Genomic DNA, 15632 nt, shown 5'->3' with positions numbered 1-15632 from the left:
AGCTGTAATTTCATTTATTTTTGAAATATAGTTACAGCTTATGAAAAGAATATAATCTAGGAATGAAAATGAGCACTGCCTTAAGAAGCTAATTTTTTCTAAAGTTATATTGTCTAAACCCAATATTTAAATGAGTATCTTATTAACCGTTCTGACATTTACGGTAATTATGCTAAGCGTTTTTTTTATTTTCCTGAATATAGGAAAGGAAAAGATTCTATTTAACCGTTATCTCTTGTTAATGCTCTTAATAGGTGTTTTTTTTCTAATGTTAGAATATGTCTCCCAAATATTTGGGACATCTTGGTTACACCTAGCTTTGACATTTCCCATCGGGTTATTATATGGCCCAGGGATGTTATACTTATTTTATTGTTTACCCCAAAATCATGTAAGAATGATTCAATTTTGGGTTCACCTGATGCCATTTTTGTTGGCTTTTGTTCTCTACTTACTGTTTGTTCAAGATTCTACAATGCATTATCGTCATAGCTCAACGTATATTATAGGTATGCATTTTATGACTACGCTACACGTAGGTTGTTACTTATTGTACCTTAAGACTAATATCGCCCGCATAGTTAAAGAACGCCTTTATCAAAATAGATTACAAAGAGCTTTTTGGTTTGTATTCTTTATGGCTTTGATCATTTGTCTATTATATATATTGGCGGAGATGGTCAACGAAATAGGAAATACTCATATTCATAGAGTTTTTTCACTCTTGCTTTATAGTGTGTTTTTGTTAGGATCTTCATTTGTCTTTTTTATTCATGGCAGATTAAAGAAAGTCTCTGAAGCAGTGGATATAGCTGAGAAATTCATAGATAGATCTACCTCACAAAAATGTAAAAGGAAAAGTGCTTTGGTAACGGTTCCTTTGACAAAAGAACAGAAAGCATGCTATCGGAATCGTATCGAGCTATTTATACAGACACTTGCTTATTTGGATAGTGATCTTAACAAGGACAAATTCAGCACCCAATTGGAAATACCTGTACAACATATTGCTCCTTTTTTGAGACAGGAATTTGGTAAAGGATTTAACGGGTTTATCAATCAATTGAGACTCAATTATGCTATAAGACAGCTTAAGAACCAAGAGTTGATGTACACTATTGAAGATTTATCTATGGTTTGTGGTTTTAGCTCCCGAGCGTCTTTTTATCGAAATTTTCAAGCAGAGTTTGGCTGTTCTCCTCATCAGTACCGCTTGGACTTTGGTCTGTAACTTGCCCGATTCCCTTATTTATTTATTTATTTATTTCTCCATTTGGGCGGAACTATTCCTATCGGCTTGGTAAACTCTGCTATAGGCATTATCGCATTGGAGTAGTAGGTGCTTTTTGCCTATATTGATAATAACAAAACATATACTGGTTAACATCTTTTTTGTCTCTAGTCCTTTCGTAATGCCGAAGTTTTAACTTTGACCTATTTATCGCTCCTGCGATAAAGCGAGCTTGTGGTTTTTTGTCTACATCAGTTAGAATCATGCTTTTTAATGTCTTGTTTTATTTAGGAAAATGCTTTGTATGTGTAAGAAATGTTTTCCTTTTAGCGAAAAACAGCGTGCTATGCTTATGCTTGTTTTTGATTTATTTTTTTATTTAAGTGTTTGTTTTATAGTTGTTTTAGGTTTTTTTGTTTTGTCTTATTTTTTTTATTTTTCTTAGTTGCACAAGGTGTCCACTTGAAGTTGGATTGTTTTGAGACGCTATTGTTTGGAGCAATTGCAAACTTTGTTAAACATTAGCTCTCTAGCGTACGCTTTCGGACTAAACAAGCAAAAAGATGCAAAGTACTGTTCGAGATTAATGGAAATCAATCTAAAAACAACGTATTAAAAAAATAGTAAAAAGAAAGTTATGTATTACGACTACTATCTGTATTATTTGAGTTATTTGAGTTCAGTATATAATGGATATCCATTAATCATTCGTATTACTGTGGTTATGGTAATGGTGCTTGCTGCTATCACTTTGTTTGGTGTATTCCGGTTATTATATATCGGTTACCGGATGAATCGAAAGGAGAAAACGAAGAAAGGTACACGGGATCACTTTGAGGAAAAATTGACTTTTGTCATGCGAAATAAAGTGAATTATGAAGTGGAGGAAATTCAAGAATTACTACAGTATGATACCAACAGAGCCAAGCGGTGGAAATCGGATGTGCTGACAGATATAGTTCTGACTGTTAAAAACTCGGTATATAAAGAAGGCGAATTGAATGAAATTAATTACAAAAATTGTATTGAAGCTTTGCGTTTGATGGGGTTTTGGGAGAAGAGAATCCGTACATCAGGACCTGATAAACGTAAAGAGGCTCTGCAGATTGTCGGCGCTATAGATAATGGAATAAATAGTGGTATTCTTTCCAAGTCTACTTTTCATAAAAATAAACATCTAAGAAAGACAGCGCGGGATCTTCATACAAGCCAAGATAGCTATAATCCCTTTCGATTTATGGAAGAAAATTTTGATGAAGCGTTCACTCAGTTGGATAAATTGCGTTTGCACTCAACACTAATTAAACGATCCAAGGAGGGACGTCTCCCTAATCTATTGCGTTGGATTAATAATTCCAAAAATCCTAATTACATTGTTTTTATTCTACGCGAAGTAGGATTTTTCAAGCAATATGAAGCAGCGCCCACGTTGATGGAAATGTTGGATAGGCAAGAAAATAGAGATGTAAGGGCACAGGTTATACTGACTTTGGGTGAACTAGGTTACCTTGAGTGTGCTTCGAGTCTAATCGAACGGTTTCATTTAGAGACCAATGTGGTTAGGGAAGCTATTATTACCACGATGGGGAACCTGCAAGCCCGTGAAAATTTGGATTTTCTAGTGGAGGCCTATCGATCTACCGAAGATGTAAACTCAAAGCTGATTATAGCAAGATCGATTAAGAGCCACGGAGAATATGGAAATCAGGAATTATTGCGGTTGCAACAGGAGGCTTATGTTAAGGCAAATGAAAATGAAAATACACTTTTGAATCAGGTGTTTTCCGAAACAGCAATTTTACCCGTATAAACCACCGCACATCAATGATTTATTTTTTTACGTATCTGATTTATTTTTATGCTACTGCTTTAGCCCTTTTCTATTTAGGGTTAATGATAATGAGTTATTACAATACTTTGCGTTATCGGTATAGATATACTGAAAAGGAAGAAAACTATCTTAAAGATTTTCCTGAGGAAGCGCCAGGTATATCAATTGTTGCACCGGCATTTAATGAAGAAGTAATTATTTACGATAGTGTCAATTCACTATTGAACTTGGATTATCCAACTTTTGAAGTAATTATTGTCAATGACGGTAGTAAGGATAAAACGTTAGATATTCTTATTGAAGAGTTTGAGCTTGAAGAGGTGCCATACTACTATGCGTATAAAGTATACTGCAGGCCTGTGCGTCGAATATATCGGTCAAAAAATCCAGCTTATAGCAAGTTGAAGGTAGTGGATAAGGAAAATGGAGGAACTAAGGCCGATGCAATGAATGCAGGGGTGAACATTGCACAGTACGATTATTTCATCAATACGGATGTAGATTGTATTCTTGCTGAGGATACACTGAGCAAGATCATTCTTCCTGTTCTTGATTCGGACAAACATGTAATTGCTGTAGGAGCGACCATGCGTATGGTAAACGGCTGTACGGTCGACAAGGGGCGTATTACTCGTGTCAAGCCACCCAACCGTTTGATCCCGCTTTTTCAGGAGACAGAATACTTACGTTCTTATCTCGTTGCTAAGATGGGGTGGTCCATGGTTAATGCTATTCCCAATGTATCAGGAGGATTTGGACTGTTTGACCGAAATATAGTCGTAGCAGCTGGTGGTTTTGATTCCGCATCACATGCCGAAGATATGGATATGACAGTCCGTATGGTAGCCTACATGCGAGAGAATAAAAAAGCTTATCGGATTGTACAGTGTCCATATAGTCTCTGTTGGACAGAGGGACCCCCAAATATAAAGGTTCTGAATAGACAACGTACACGTTGGGGACGAGGTATGCTTCAATTCATTATCGACCATCGCAAATTTTTTCTCAACAGAGATTACGGTCGACTGGGATTCCTCGTTATGCCTTACATTGTTTTCTTTGAGTTTCTTGCTCCGATTATCGAATTTACTGGATTCCTTTTTCTTCTGTTTCTCTTATTTAGCAATCAGGTGAACTTTGATACATTCTGGATGATGATCGCTTATGCTTACCTGATAGGACTATCAGTATCAATAGTTACTGTATCCTATGATTTGGTCTTAGGTAAGCTTTATAAAAACTTCTGGGAGTACCTTAAGTTGGTGCTGTTTTCGGCGTTTGAGGCTATTTTATATCATCCTCTTGTCGTGATATTCACCTTAAGGGGGTATGTCCAATATTTAACTCGTAAAAATTTCAAATGGGGTCAAATGACAAGGCAGGGATTCTCTCCCTCGAAAAATGCTAATACTGTACATAATAATGCTTAAGAAATTTAAATACGCCAAAATACTGGTGGTCTTCTTGGGAGTGCTATCTTACTATCAGCCAGTGTACGCTCAGCGTGCAAGTACCACTATAGAACGCAATGAAGACGCCAAAGAGATTAATGATCTATACAAGCAGGGTAAATGGGAAGCGGGAAAAAATAGAGCAGAGGAGCATCTCAAGAAAAATCCTAGAGACTCGGATATGCGGATGTTGGTGGGTAAGTATTATACCCATAGACAACAATATGATAAAGCTCGCTACGAGCTGGTGAAATCGTTGGAATATGCGCCTGCCAATGTGGAATCCAAACATATGTTGGTTACAGTTGAGACCGAAACGCAACGGTTTTCAAGCGCAATATGCTATATCAACGAGCTTTTGGAAGTGAATCCATACTGGAAGGGGTTGTGGCGTAAAAAGATAGAGCTGTATAGAACCATGGGAAATCACGTAGAAGCGGATCGTTTGTTGAAGCGAATCTCCCAGATTTATCCAGAAGATAGTGAATTGAAAGGAGACCAGGCATACGCACAAGAGCAACGGGCCGTGACAGTTGCTAAAGCCGGTAGAATCGATGAAACTATAGAAGTGTCGAAGAAAAGGATTGACGAACAGCCTAGGCAACAAGATAGTTATTTCGCTGTTATCGATAATTATATCAAAGCCGGCGATTATAATAATGCTTTGGTATACACCGAACGTGCATTGAATGAGTTCCCTGGAAATGGAGGTTTCGTACAGAAGAAAATTGCAATTCTGGAGCACCAACAACGTTATCCTGAAATTCTGTCTTTTTTAGAGTTTCAGATGAAAAGAGGAGGTGGAAGCTTGCGTTCACAGTACAATTACTTCTTATTGGAAGCGGCGAGGGCTGCTAAAAATAGTGATCCAGCGAGTCTATATGGTAAAATATTTGAAAGTTCACCAAGTAATAAAGAGGCTTTTGAGTATGTTTTTAACGACCACATTGCTAAGGAGCAGTACGAAGAAGCCATTGTTGCATTGCATAAACATAGATATAGTGCCGGTACAAGCAAGGATTTGGACATGAGGGAGTTGATGGCGTATAAGCGAATGGGGAATGAAGGAAGAATAGCTGCTTTGACGAGGGAGTATTTTGTTAAATATCCGACTGATTTTGACTTGAGGGATTCGTATGTGACCATGACACTACGGCAAGCGAAGACTAATATGCAAGACGGTAAGATAGGTTTGGCTGTTAACGATTGGAAAGATATAATACGATATGGTGATGAAGAGTCTGTCGCGATTGCTCAAAGTGGTCTATATAATGCCTATGTTGTTGAAAAACGCTATCAGGAAGCAATAATGGTGTTGGATGACTTACTGTTAGATAGACCGGGAGATACGGAGCTATTACTTAAGAAGTCTGATTTGTATAACAAAGAAGGTCGCTATGAGTATGCGATAAGTATATATGAACAGGTTTTAGGAGGGGCTTCTCTGCAGGATCGGAATCGGCTCATGCATGGCTATAACGATATGGTGCAACCTTGGGTTAAGAGCCTAAAGGAACGTTATCAGCTAACAGAAGCAAGACAGCTTTGTGACCGTTGGTTGACTATTGATGAAAAAAATCAAGAAGCATTATTGTACATGATTAATATCTGTTACCAGTTAAAAGACAAAGACGCTATGTTGCGTTACGCTCAGATAGCAGAAGACCGCTATGGGGATGATGTGGCTTTTAAGATAAAACTCGCTGAAGCAATGAACCATAGTTCGGAGAAACGTCCAGATTCTTGGGCTTTGTTACATAGGCAGGTACAATTGAACCCTTATCACGAACCTTTGATCAATACATTTAGCCATACGACAGAAGAGTACGCTGGTCAATTGCTAAAACAGAAGGAACATTATCAGGCATTGACCATAATCGACACGGCGTTATATTACCAACAAGACAATAAGGTGCTGAAGTATATGAAAGGATTAGCTTACGAAGGTCTGAAACAGTATGATTCAGCCTATCGTTATCAGCAGTTTTATGAACCTTCGCTTTTAGAGTTCGCCGAGTTTAAGAGTCACCTTGATTATCTAGGGCAGAAGTCTTACCAGAATAACGTTAGTGTCTCACACATTCGTGCGCGATATGGAGATGATTACGCAATCACATCGATTTCAACGGTAGAATATAGCCGATTTCTCTCCGATGGAAATTCTTATACAGCTAGGTTAAATTATGCAGGTAGGGAAGAAGGGAAAGGTGTACAGGGGCAGGTAGAGTGGTTTTCACCTTGGACAGAAAAACTGTCCACAAGAATTGATCTTGCATTAGCAAATAAGTTCTTTGCAAAATTAGCCATAAACGGAACAGCCCTTTATGTGCTTAGGCCTACTTGGGAAGCGGAAGGGGGACTTGGATATAGAAGACTATTTACCAGACAAAATCTATTCAATCTTAATCTGGGGATGGCTAAGGAAATAGAAGACTTTAGGTTATCTGCGAAATGGAGTAATTTCTTTCTGGATAGTGAGGGTGAAGGGATATATCTCTACAGCTTAGGAGGAAGAGCCCAATATTTTATGCATAATCCCAAAAACTATTTGTTGGCTGTTGGAAGTATAGGTAATTCGCCTGATATCGATCTTTTGAATACGCAGTTCTATAATAGTTTTAACGTTTTCAATGTGATGGTAGGTGCTGGACTAGGTCGATCTATAACGAAGAATATCGGGGCTAGTGTGATGGGAACATGGTATAATTTTCAAACAGATAACTCTGTGATTACGGGCAATTATAGAAACCTTTATAACCTATATTTTCAGTTCCATGTGGCATTTTAAACAGAGCGTATGGTTTTGGATATTATTCTGCCTACTATCCTCGAGTTGTCAAGGAAGAGACTTTGATTTCGCGACGCAACAATTGTTGATTATATCGAATGGGGATAAGGAAAGTGCACGGGCTGCAGATTATCTATTTAGACATTTGGACAAGCGAAATTCAGAGAGAACAATATTCCAGGTTGACCGTTCTGATGTTTATTCTAAAGAATTTAAGGGAGGGATAGTCTATGTTGAGATTGTAGGGGATCTAGAAAGCGATTACGAAATTGTCAACGAATATGGACGATTATCGTTATTTGGTAGAGATCCGGGGATATTGCGTTGGTTGTCCTATATGTTGATCGATAGGTTGGGGGATTGTCATAAGTTAGATAGAGATGATATCCCACCTAATTATTTGGAATTTAAAACTCGTAAAGGCTATTTTGCGTTTGGGTATAGAGAACCCCATCTCCAACCTAATATGGATCAGGACCTATCGGGGATTCTCTTGACCCATAATGTAGATCGGGATTGGGGGCTTTGGGGACACAATTTAAGTAAGGTATTTGCAGGAGGTGCCGACTCTGGCGTTATGGCTTTGGTGGATGGGATTCGGGATAAGGATCAATACTGTTTTTCGTCCGAAAAGACTTTTCAAGCTATTAAAGCTTTCATCATAGAAGAATATGGTCATGGGCTTCGTGGAGCCACGTGGTTTATGGTTGCTCCCAATGATAACGACAAGGTATGTACCTGTACGTCCTGTAAAAAGCAAGGAAATACTGCGAAGAGTGCGAGTGGGGCCGTTGCCGTCCTTTTAAATAGATTGACAGAGGAGTTTCCACACGATCACTTTTATACAATGGCTTATAGAACGACCAGTGAGGCTCCAAAGATTAGGCTGGCCGATCGAGCAGGTGTACTTCTGAGCACTATAGATCTTCCCAAATCACCTCGCTTGGAAAGGAATGCTCCGTCTGTGCAGAAGTTCATTACATTGCTGAAGTCGTGGAATGAACAGACCTTTAGAATTTACTTGTGGGATTATATATCTAATTTTGACGATTATATTACTCCTTTTCCTGTTCTGCGGCGAGTGCAGGCACAGTTAACTTATTTTAGAGAGCTAGGCATTAATGGTCTATTTCTCAATGGCAGTGGTTACGATTATTCACCGTTTGACGACGTTAAAACGTATGTGTTGAGTGCGATAATGATAGACCCCTCCCTATCTGTATCCGATTTGGTGAGGAGATATCATAAAAGATTTTACCCACATTCAGCCGAACTACTCAGCCAATATCTGTTGGAAATAGAGGATAATGCATATAATGATAATAGGGATATCGCTATATATAGCTCTTTCCGCCAATCTATGAAAACTTACTTTGACACGGAGCGATTCAGTAAGTTTTATACGGATTTGGAGTTGTTGGTGGATGATTTACAGGGGAATGAGGGATATCGTGTTCGAACGCTATTAAATGTGCTGAGTTATACAAAATTACAGTTGGATTATCATAATGGTGACGTAGCAGATGGTTTTCTAGAGAATCAAGGCGGTATATTACGCACTTCTCATCGCAACGATACCCTTATTCATAGGTTGGACGAAGCCTTGGAAGAAGGTGTAGTGAATTATAAGGAAGAAAAAGGAGCTTTAAAATCTTATCTCAAAGAGTGGAAGCGATTGAAGGGTGTTTCGAAGCCTTTCAATAGATTTAAGGTAAGTAAGGCAATAGGGATTTCTTCAGCAGATGTAATTGAAAGCTCAGGTTTACTCTGCGATAATAAAGTGGGATTTGTCTCAGATTTTAATCAAGGCTGGTTTTTGGTTGGCGAAGATGTGCGTATAATCGGAAGGAAGCAGGGAGAAGAAAAAGAGCCGATGACATTGGAAATGACATTTCTATTGAATGCTCGGCATCGAATGTCTGCACCTGAACGAATAGAACTGTGGAGTACAGGGAACAAGATTATGCAGTTTAGTACTAACGACTTTTCAGTTCTTGGCGATTTAGTGACGTTAAAAAAGAAAATCGATCTGTTGGCACACTCAGACTTAGAAATAAGGATTTATAAAAATAAAGGATTGAAAAAATCAGTAATCGCGTGTGATGAAATACAGCTATATTAATTATTTTTTTATTATTGGAGTGACGTTTATGCTCGCTTCCTGCGTAGATCTCTCCAAGCGTAAGACGGTTATGGAGGTGGAGGACAATGAACGTCATTATTATCCCATATTGGCCGGACAACAAAAAGATCTTTCTTTTAAATTGAAAAACATTGGCCAGAATCCGTTGATGATTACGGATATTATAACATCTTGTGGATGTTTGAAGATGGACGAAGGCACGGCTGCTTTTACAGTACCTCCGGGCAAAGAACGATTGTTGACATTAAGTTACAATAGTGCCAAGAATATTGGATATGTCAAACATTATATCACGTTGTATGGAAATTTTGAAGATGCTCTTTACAAGGAATTGATTTTTGATATCAATGTTGTGCCAAATGCGATGTACACTAAGGATTATGAAGAACTCTATTCTGATGAGATCAAATCTCAAGGAGGATTTAAAGAGCTTATTGATGGTGATGCTAGCAATAAAGGATATTATATGAATGAGGATTTTGATAAAAGTATACATAATAATAAGTGAGATTTCAGTCGTATATCGTTGGAGTTTTTCTTTTTTTAATTGTAATAGTGGTTTAATAGTTTTTTAAATGAATAGAATTACGGATATTTAGCTCGGTTTGCATTGTTTTTCCAGCTAATGATGCTAAATATCTACGTATGAATTCAGTATCTTATAATCCAAAAGAAATACTGTCTACTTTGATGGAGTTAGAAAGTAGACTGAAGTATTCGATCAATAAGCATTGCCCTGATAGGGAATTGGCACTTTCAGATGATCTTGATAAAGCACTTGAGGAATTTTTAGAGCTTAAGACTGAGGCGGATAATGAAGTTGCATATCTGTCGTCGCAATTAGCCCTGCTACATCTCCATAGAGAACTGGAAAAAACTATTGGAGTGGTGTTAGACACGAACAATCTCCGTGCTTTTTATGATTTTAAGACATTTCATGGAATGCGCGTAATAGAGAAACCTTCGAGGGAAAAACGATGGAAGCTCCATAGGCTTTTTTTGATCGCCTTTATAATTGGATTACTCATTACTGTTACATTGTTCTATTGGTAATATACCGAAGAGCTTCTCATCAATTCTATTAAATTGGTAGAAAGGAAACTTTTGTAAGTAATTATGAAGTTAATTTATCTTTTACTTTTAGAAATTATATTATCTGCGCTTTCTGTCTATGGACAGAAAACATCCAGGAAAGATTCGTTTCATGAGCGATATGTCGAAGTAATAGTATCACTTGTCGCAACGGATATACATGCAGCCCACAGGGCGGCGGATTCGCTTTACGACGTTGCTGCTACGGACGAAGAGAAGATTAAATCGTTAATGTTATTGGCGAAGATATTCGATAATCAAGGTGATATGCGATCGAGTATTTATAAGGGAATGCAAGCAGATACTATTGCCAATGCAACGATGAATTTTTCCTGGCAGAGTAATACGGCAGGTTTTTTAGCGACAGCTTTTAGACAGATTGGGTTGTTTATGGTATCAATGAGCTATTTGGAAAGAGCAGAACGGGCAAATGAATACCAGGATGATAAGATGATGAAAAATCTGACACGTATTAATATTCTGCACGAGCAGGTTTTTCATTATCTCGAGCAGAACCAGTTTGAAGAAGCCCGCCAATGTGCTAAAAAAGCAGCAGCATCTATCGATACTAAGGAAAATGACAATAAAGGTGCAATTTTGGTTAAAGCGACCAATGACCAATTGATGGGGGTCTGTGAGTTTCATCTTGGGAATTTTAATGAAGCTAGCGTTTTTTTAGATAGAGCTTTGAACAGGATTGGTGAAATAGAAAATAACCTTACTCCCTATATTTATAGAATGCAGGCCGAGATCGCTCTGGCCGAAAGTCAATCGAGAAAAGCGAAGGAATGCTTAGATAAAATAGAACCTTACCTTGCTGCCGGTGGAGTCGAAGAGTTGATGATGCTAACCTATAGTACTTGGGCTAAGTATTATGCCAAGATTGGTAATTTGCATAAGACTATTGAAAATAGAATAAAATCAAGCGAAATCAAAAATAAGAGAGATAAGATTGCTAAACAGTTATCGGATGAAATGATATTTAGGCTTCACTCGACCAAGCAAGCTTATCGGGTTAAGTATATTTATGCTATCGGTAGTATTCTGTTTGTACTCGTTTCTACAACGTTTGCTATGTTGTATATATACCGTCGCAAAAACATATACAAACTAAGATGCAGATCTGTAGACAAAAACAATGACACAGTGTGCATAGCGGACAATTTACAGAAAAATGTACTTTCTCCGGTAACCCGTGTTGCTAAAAGAGAAGTTAGTGAAGGAACCAACGTTACCGTCAAGAAAAAAGAAGTTAATATTTCTAAGGATACAGAACAGAGATTGCGTGAACAGCTGAACAAATTAGAAAAAAAGAATTTCTACCTCGAAAAGAGTCTTACGCTCAATCAGCTGGCCAATAGTATGGGCACCAACCCTCGTTATGTGACTTATATTATACAGAAGTATAGAGAAAAGGATTTTTACGAATATATACAAACTAAGCGTATAGAATATATTATTGATCAATTGGATAAATCTCCCGAATTACTTGGATTTAAATTGTCTTATCTGGCCGAGATGTGTGGATTTACGTCGCTTAGTAAATTTTCAACAGCATTTAAATTGGTGACAGGGACACCACCTTCTGCTTATGTACATTTTATAAAGAAAGATCAAGATGAAAGATCGTCATGATTTTCAACCATGTGCTGCTCTTGCTTAAAATATAGTTAAACCATGCTTTTTTGTGAGATCCAGAATCATGTGATAACCTGCTAGTGAGTTGCTATGACTATCCAATGCACGGCTAAAAGCACCTATACCCATGCGATGGGGAACACTAATCACGATACCTCCACCGACATCATATTTGCTTTAAGTCTACCGTACGCCCGTACTCTCCACTGAATTCATACATCGCTGCAATCAGCATCTGTGATAAAACCAGCTTTGCTAATGAACCGTCTTCATATTTACGATCTCCGTCATAGTGGATATATTGATTGGCGAAAAAATAACCGATTTTGGCGAGATCTTCCGCAGTAAGCTCAATGGAGCATTGACGGAAATAATTATCTAATTGATCTTCAGGACCCGTAATAACTCCTGTGTTTTTCATCAGATAGAACCTAACTCCATTACGGTGTCCTGTTGCTTTTTCCGATTGATATACCATTTGGTTATAGGTTATCGAAGGGTTTTTCGTAATATAGCGTACTAGTGCTTTGATCTTGTCAATGTGGGATTTGGTTTATGACCAATTTACGGGAGATAAAAATACAAAATAATACCTGGCTTTATAACATTCCAATCAAATGAAACGTTTTTCAAAATAGAATGTTATAGTAATAGTACATGGTGAAATTTGAAAAATTAACCCGCAGGGTGTTAGTATATTTAAAGAAAAAGGGGTACAATATTTTAACCTCCAATAATGAATTAATAGATTCTGTGATCTACTGGTTTCCAGAACGTATAGACAATACAAGAGTATATATGAGGGATTTGAATAATCTAGGTTACGAGCCGCCGCTCAATCAACCGACCCTACTTCGGATTGAAGAAGCATTAGAGAAGGTGAAAGAAGAAGAGCTGGAAGGATATGTTTTTATAGTGACTTAGGTAGTTTTATCGAGGGTAATGTTATAATTTATATATTAACTTTGCTTAAAGTTAAAGTAATTATCATATCTTTATAAGGTAATTAATTATTTATATTTTTTTAAGTTATCTATGAAAGAAGGTATTGTAAAGTTTTTTAATGAATCCAAAGGTTTCGGATTTATTACTCCAAACGACGGAAGTAATGAGGTATTTGTACATGTGACAGGCCTTACACAAAATATACGCGAGAACGATCACGTATCTTTTGATATTCAGGAAGGAAAGAAAGGTCCCAATGCAGTAAATGTAAAATTGATTTAAAGATTATTCTTGCATATATTGTTAAAGCCGTTCATACTAGGGACGGCTTTTTCTTTTTCCTCTTATTTTTATGTTTTTGTTTAATTCAAAATATATATCATTATTTATTGCTAAATTGTGATTCTAAAAGGCTTTAAAGAGAAATATTTCCAAAAGTTAAATGTTTGTATAAATTTGAAATGATTCGATCAAAAATAATAGGTACAGGAGCTTATATTCCGACAGAAGTAGTTGGTAATCATTGCTTTTTGAATAGTAATTTTTTTACGGATGGAGGTGTTAAGATAGAGCAATCTACCGAGACTATTATTCGTAAGTTTAAGGATATCACGGGAATCGAACAACGACGTTATGCTAGTCTGGGGATTGGTGCTTCAGATATGGGAGCTTTTGCTGCCGAGGAAGCTATTAAGAATTCGGGAATAGACAGAGAGTCAATAGATTTGATTGTGGTTGCGCACAACTATGGCGAAATGTATCATCTGGGGGCACCACGCGACATGGTGCCTTCTGTAGCATCGCGGATCAAAAACAAATTAAGTATACAAAGCACCTCTTGTATTCCCTATGATGTTATTTTTGGTTGTCCCGGTTGGGTACAGGGGGTGATCCAAGCTGACATGGCCATACGCTGTGGCGAAGCTCGAACGTGTTTGGTCATCGGTACCGATACGCTTTCGAGAGTATTGGATTCTTCGGATCGGGATAGTATGATTTTTTCTGATGGGGCTGGCGCATGCATTATTCAGGCTGTTGATGGGACTAATTCGGGAATTATCAATACTGCCGTAAGATCCGATACAGGGATTGAACTCGACTACATTATTTCCGCAGGCGAGAATAGTGGAGAGGTTGAAGAACCCCAGTTTATCAAAATGAAGGGACGCAAGGTTTATGAATACGCGCTTAAATATGTGCCCCAGGCCATGAAAGAATGTTTTGATCGGAGCAGCGAAAATATCAATGATCTTAAGATGATATTCTTACATCAAGCCAATGATAAAATGGACGAGGCCATCGTCAAAAGGTTTTTTGAATTGTATGGTATAGCCGAACTTCCCGAAAATATAATGCCTATGAATATCGCTCATATGGGAAACAGCTCTGTAGCAACAATACCTACACTACTACATCAGGTATTGAACAGAGAAATCGGGAATTTTGCGGTTCAGGAGGGAGATCTTATTATGTTTGCTTCAGTTGGAGCAGGGATGAATATAAATGCTATAACCTATCGATGGTAGATTTGGGAGATTTGGCAGGAGTATGACAACGGTCTTCTTAAAACAAGAAGACCGTTGTCATTTATATTCCCTGAATGAGTCAACCTATCTTGTTGGAGTCTTTTATTGAACATTTTTAGGTTTTCATTGTTCTCTTACAAAAAGATAGCAATGGCAACAGATTCAAAAGACAAATGCTTCGGTTGAATGACTTGGCGAACTGTACGATATAAAGAGTAGTGGATATGATAGGATTTGTAAAATTGAGCTTCAATACACTGATGGATTTAAAGCATAGAGGATATAATATCCTGCGCTCTACATCTTACGTTTCCAATCCCAATCCCACATGGATCCCAGATTATGTAGATGTGACACGCTTTTTTGAAATGGACAGCGAAGAAATTTCTAAAATATCCGGTCCACTAGTTGGCAAACATTTTCTATTGATAGATGACGCCTTAGCCAATAATACCAACGACGAATTTATAGGAGAAGTTTTTATACATGATGAGGTTATCGGTTGACCGTTTCTTCACAATAGTATTTCAAACGTTGTAGGAACATAGCCCAATTGTAGTTACACCATTGGTAGTACTCCGTTATCGATTTCCAATTGGAGTGTTTTAGCACTACTGCTATTTTATCCTTCCGTTGAAATAGCTCGAATGACACGATCGTTTCGAGCCATTCCTTATCTGATTCAATACATTTCCAGAGAATATATTTGTCTGGACATAATTCTAATATCTCCATTTTCGTGATTTCCGGTTCATTAAAATCAAATTCATTGATAAACCCTACTATTGGTTCTACCTTAAGTTTTTTAGTCCATATCTGAGAAAGCCCTGCTTCTAAAGTCAATGTGCGGTATATGTGTGAAGCCGGCGCTTTGATATAATTAATGAGTTGAATTGTTTCCATCGTTTTATTGCTTGAATCGAGTTTTATGAGTTAAATTTAACAATGTCAAAGGGGAATCCACTTGTCTGAGGACAAGTTTTTAAG

Annotated in this window: 15 protein-coding genes; 12 read left to right on the top strand and 3 right to left on the bottom strand. The window is 37.6% G+C overall.

Annotated elements, in window-relative coordinates; all coding sequences use genetic code 11:
• Window positions 1-397: 397 nt before the first annotated feature.
• From JKG61_RS09885 to JKG61_RS09850, 8 genes are all read left to right on the top strand, one after another.
• Window positions 398-1231, top strand: a complete 834-nt coding sequence (locus JKG61_RS09885; RefSeq protein ID WP_202102807.1) for a helix-turn-helix transcriptional regulator — start codon at window positions 398-400, stop codon at window positions 1229-1231.
• Between the two features lie 637 nt (window positions 1232-1868).
• A complete protein-coding gene (locus JKG61_RS09880; protein ID WP_202102806.1) occupies window positions 1869-3041 on the top strand; it encodes a HEAT repeat domain-containing protein in 1173 nt (390 codons plus the stop codon).
• An 89-nt stretch (window positions 3042-3130) separates the two neighbouring features.
• Window positions 3131-4492 carry a glycosyltransferase family 2 protein gene (locus JKG61_RS09875; protein WP_202102805.1) on the top strand — a complete coding sequence of 454 codons (1362 nt, stop codon included), beginning with the start codon at window positions 3131-3133 and terminating at the stop codon, window positions 4490-4492.
• Window positions 4485-7301, top strand: a complete 2817-nt coding sequence (locus JKG61_RS09870; protein ID WP_202102804.1) for a tetratricopeptide repeat protein — start codon at window positions 4485-4487, stop codon at window positions 7299-7301. The genes JKG61_RS09875 and JKG61_RS09870 overlap by 8 nt, the downstream gene beginning before the upstream one ends.
• Window positions 7288-9423, top strand: a complete 2136-nt coding sequence (locus JKG61_RS09865; RefSeq protein WP_202102803.1) for a DUF4838 domain-containing protein — start codon at window positions 7288-7290, stop codon at window positions 9421-9423. Before JKG61_RS09870 ends, JKG61_RS09865 begins: the two co-directional genes overlap by 14 nt.
• On the top strand, window positions 9404-9952 hold the full coding sequence (locus JKG61_RS09860; RefSeq protein ID WP_202102802.1) for a DUF1573 domain-containing protein: 549 nt from the start codon (window positions 9404-9406) through the stop codon (window positions 9950-9952). Before JKG61_RS09865 ends, JKG61_RS09860 begins: the two co-directional genes overlap by 20 nt.
• A gap of 137 nt (window positions 9953-10089) precedes the next feature.
• A complete protein-coding gene (locus tag JKG61_RS09855; protein ID WP_202102801.1) occupies window positions 10090-10497 on the top strand; it encodes a hypothetical protein in 408 nt (135 codons plus the stop codon).
• Window positions 10498-10560: 63 nt separating this feature from the next.
• Window positions 10561-12171: a helix-turn-helix domain-containing protein gene (locus JKG61_RS09850; RefSeq protein WP_202102800.1), complete on the top strand. Its 1611-nt coding sequence runs from the start codon at window positions 10561-10563 to the stop codon at window positions 12169-12171.
• A 24-nt stretch (window positions 12172-12195) separates the two neighbouring features.
• Here JKG61_RS09850 and JKG61_RS23090 read toward each other — a convergent pair whose 3' ends face one another.
• On the bottom strand, window positions 12196-12303 hold the full coding sequence (locus JKG61_RS23090) for a glutaminase (protein WP_262896199.1): 108 nt from the start codon (window positions 12301-12303) through the stop codon (window positions 12196-12198).
• Between the two features lie 37 nt (window positions 12304-12340).
• Window positions 12341-12667 carry a glutaminase gene (locus JKG61_RS09845; RefSeq protein WP_317192404.1) on the bottom strand — a complete coding sequence of 109 codons (327 nt, stop codon included), beginning with the start codon at window positions 12665-12667 and terminating at the stop codon, window positions 12341-12343.
• 164 nt (window positions 12668-12831) lie between these two features.
• Between JKG61_RS09845 and JKG61_RS09840 the strand changes: the two genes are divergently transcribed.
• The 4 genes from JKG61_RS09840 (at window position 12832) to JKG61_RS09825 (ending at window position 15151) form a co-directional block, all read left to right on the top strand.
• Entirely contained in the window at window positions 12832-13098 is a 267-nt protein-coding gene (locus JKG61_RS09840) for a hypothetical protein (RefSeq protein ID WP_202102799.1), read from the top strand.
• A gap of 111 nt (window positions 13099-13209) precedes the next feature.
• On the top strand, window positions 13210-13401 hold the full coding sequence (locus JKG61_RS09835) for a cold-shock protein (protein ID WP_202102798.1): 192 nt from the start codon (window positions 13210-13212) through the stop codon (window positions 13399-13401).
• Window positions 13402-13580: 179 nt separating this feature from the next.
• On the top strand, window positions 13581-14645 hold the full coding sequence (locus JKG61_RS09830) for a 3-oxoacyl-ACP synthase III family protein (protein ID WP_202102797.1): 1065 nt from the start codon (window positions 13581-13583) through the stop codon (window positions 14643-14645).
• A 224-nt stretch (window positions 14646-14869) separates the two neighbouring features.
• Window positions 14870-15151: a hypothetical protein gene (locus JKG61_RS09825; RefSeq protein WP_202102796.1), complete on the top strand. Its 282-nt coding sequence runs from the start codon at window positions 14870-14872 to the stop codon at window positions 15149-15151.
• Here the strand turns inward: JKG61_RS09825 and JKG61_RS09820 are convergent.
• On the bottom strand, window positions 15141-15548 hold the full coding sequence (locus tag JKG61_RS09820) for an SRPBCC family protein (RefSeq protein WP_202102795.1): 408 nt from the start codon (window positions 15546-15548) through the stop codon (window positions 15141-15143). The two genes, JKG61_RS09825 and JKG61_RS09820, sit on opposite strands and share 11 nt — an antisense overlap.
• Window positions 15549-15632 lie beyond the last annotated feature (84 nt).

It is taken from the genome of Sphingobacterium faecale (assembly GCF_016746095.1).
Taxonomy (GTDB): domain Bacteria; phylum Bacteroidota; class Bacteroidia; order Sphingobacteriales; family Sphingobacteriaceae; genus Sphingobacterium; species Sphingobacterium faecale.
Note: the sequence above shows the minus strand (reverse complement) of the source record. Positions and strands in the feature narration are given on the sequence as shown.

Excerpts from the sequence above, each read along its gene's own strand:
- JKG61_RS09880 (WP_202102806.1), top strand. The coding sequence starts at position 1,869 with ATGTATTACGACTACTATCTGTATTATTTGAGTTATTTGAGTTCAGTA.
- JKG61_RS09870 (WP_202102804.1), top strand. The coding sequence starts at position 4,485 with ATGCTTAAGAAATTTAAATACGCCAAAATACTGGTGGTCTTCTTGGGA.
- JKG61_RS09850 (WP_202102800.1), top strand. The coding sequence starts at position 10,561 with ATGAAGTTAATTTATCTTTTACTTTTAGAAATTATATTATCTGCGCTT.
- JKG61_RS09835 (WP_202102798.1), top strand. The coding sequence starts at position 13,210 with ATGAAAGAAGGTATTGTAAAGTTTTTTAATGAATCCAAAGGTTTCGGA.
- JKG61_RS09855 (WP_202102801.1), top strand. The coding sequence starts at position 10,090 with ATGAATTCAGTATCTTATAATCCAAAAGAAATACTGTCTACTTTGATG.
- JKG61_RS09830 (WP_202102797.1), top strand. The coding sequence starts at position 13,581 with ATGATTCGATCAAAAATAATAGGTACAGGAGCTTATATTCCGACAGAA.
- JKG61_RS09860 (WP_202102802.1), top strand. The coding sequence starts at position 9,404 with ATGAAATACAGCTATATTAATTATTTTTTTATTATTGGAGTGACGTTT.
- JKG61_RS09865 (WP_202102803.1), top strand. The coding sequence starts at position 7,288 with ATGTGGCATTTTAAACAGAGCGTATGGTTTTGGATATTATTCTGCCTA.
- JKG61_RS23090 (WP_262896199.1), bottom strand. The coding sequence starts at position 12,303 with ATGGGTATAGGTGCTTTTAGCCGTGCATTGGATAGTCATAGCAACTCA.
- JKG61_RS09875 (WP_202102805.1), top strand. The coding sequence starts at position 3,131 with ATGAGTTATTACAATACTTTGCGTTATCGGTATAGATATACTGAAAAG.
- JKG61_RS09820 (WP_202102795.1), bottom strand. The coding sequence starts at position 15,548 with ATGGAAACAATTCAACTCATTAATTATATCAAAGCGCCGGCTTCACAC.
- JKG61_RS09825 (WP_202102796.1), top strand. The coding sequence starts at position 14,870 with ATGATAGGATTTGTAAAATTGAGCTTCAATACACTGATGGATTTAAAG.
- JKG61_RS09885 (WP_202102807.1), top strand. The coding sequence starts at position 398 with ATGATTCAATTTTGGGTTCACCTGATGCCATTTTTGTTGGCTTTTGTT.
- JKG61_RS09840 (WP_202102799.1), top strand. The coding sequence starts at position 12,832 with ATGGTGAAATTTGAAAAATTAACCCGCAGGGTGTTAGTATATTTAAAG.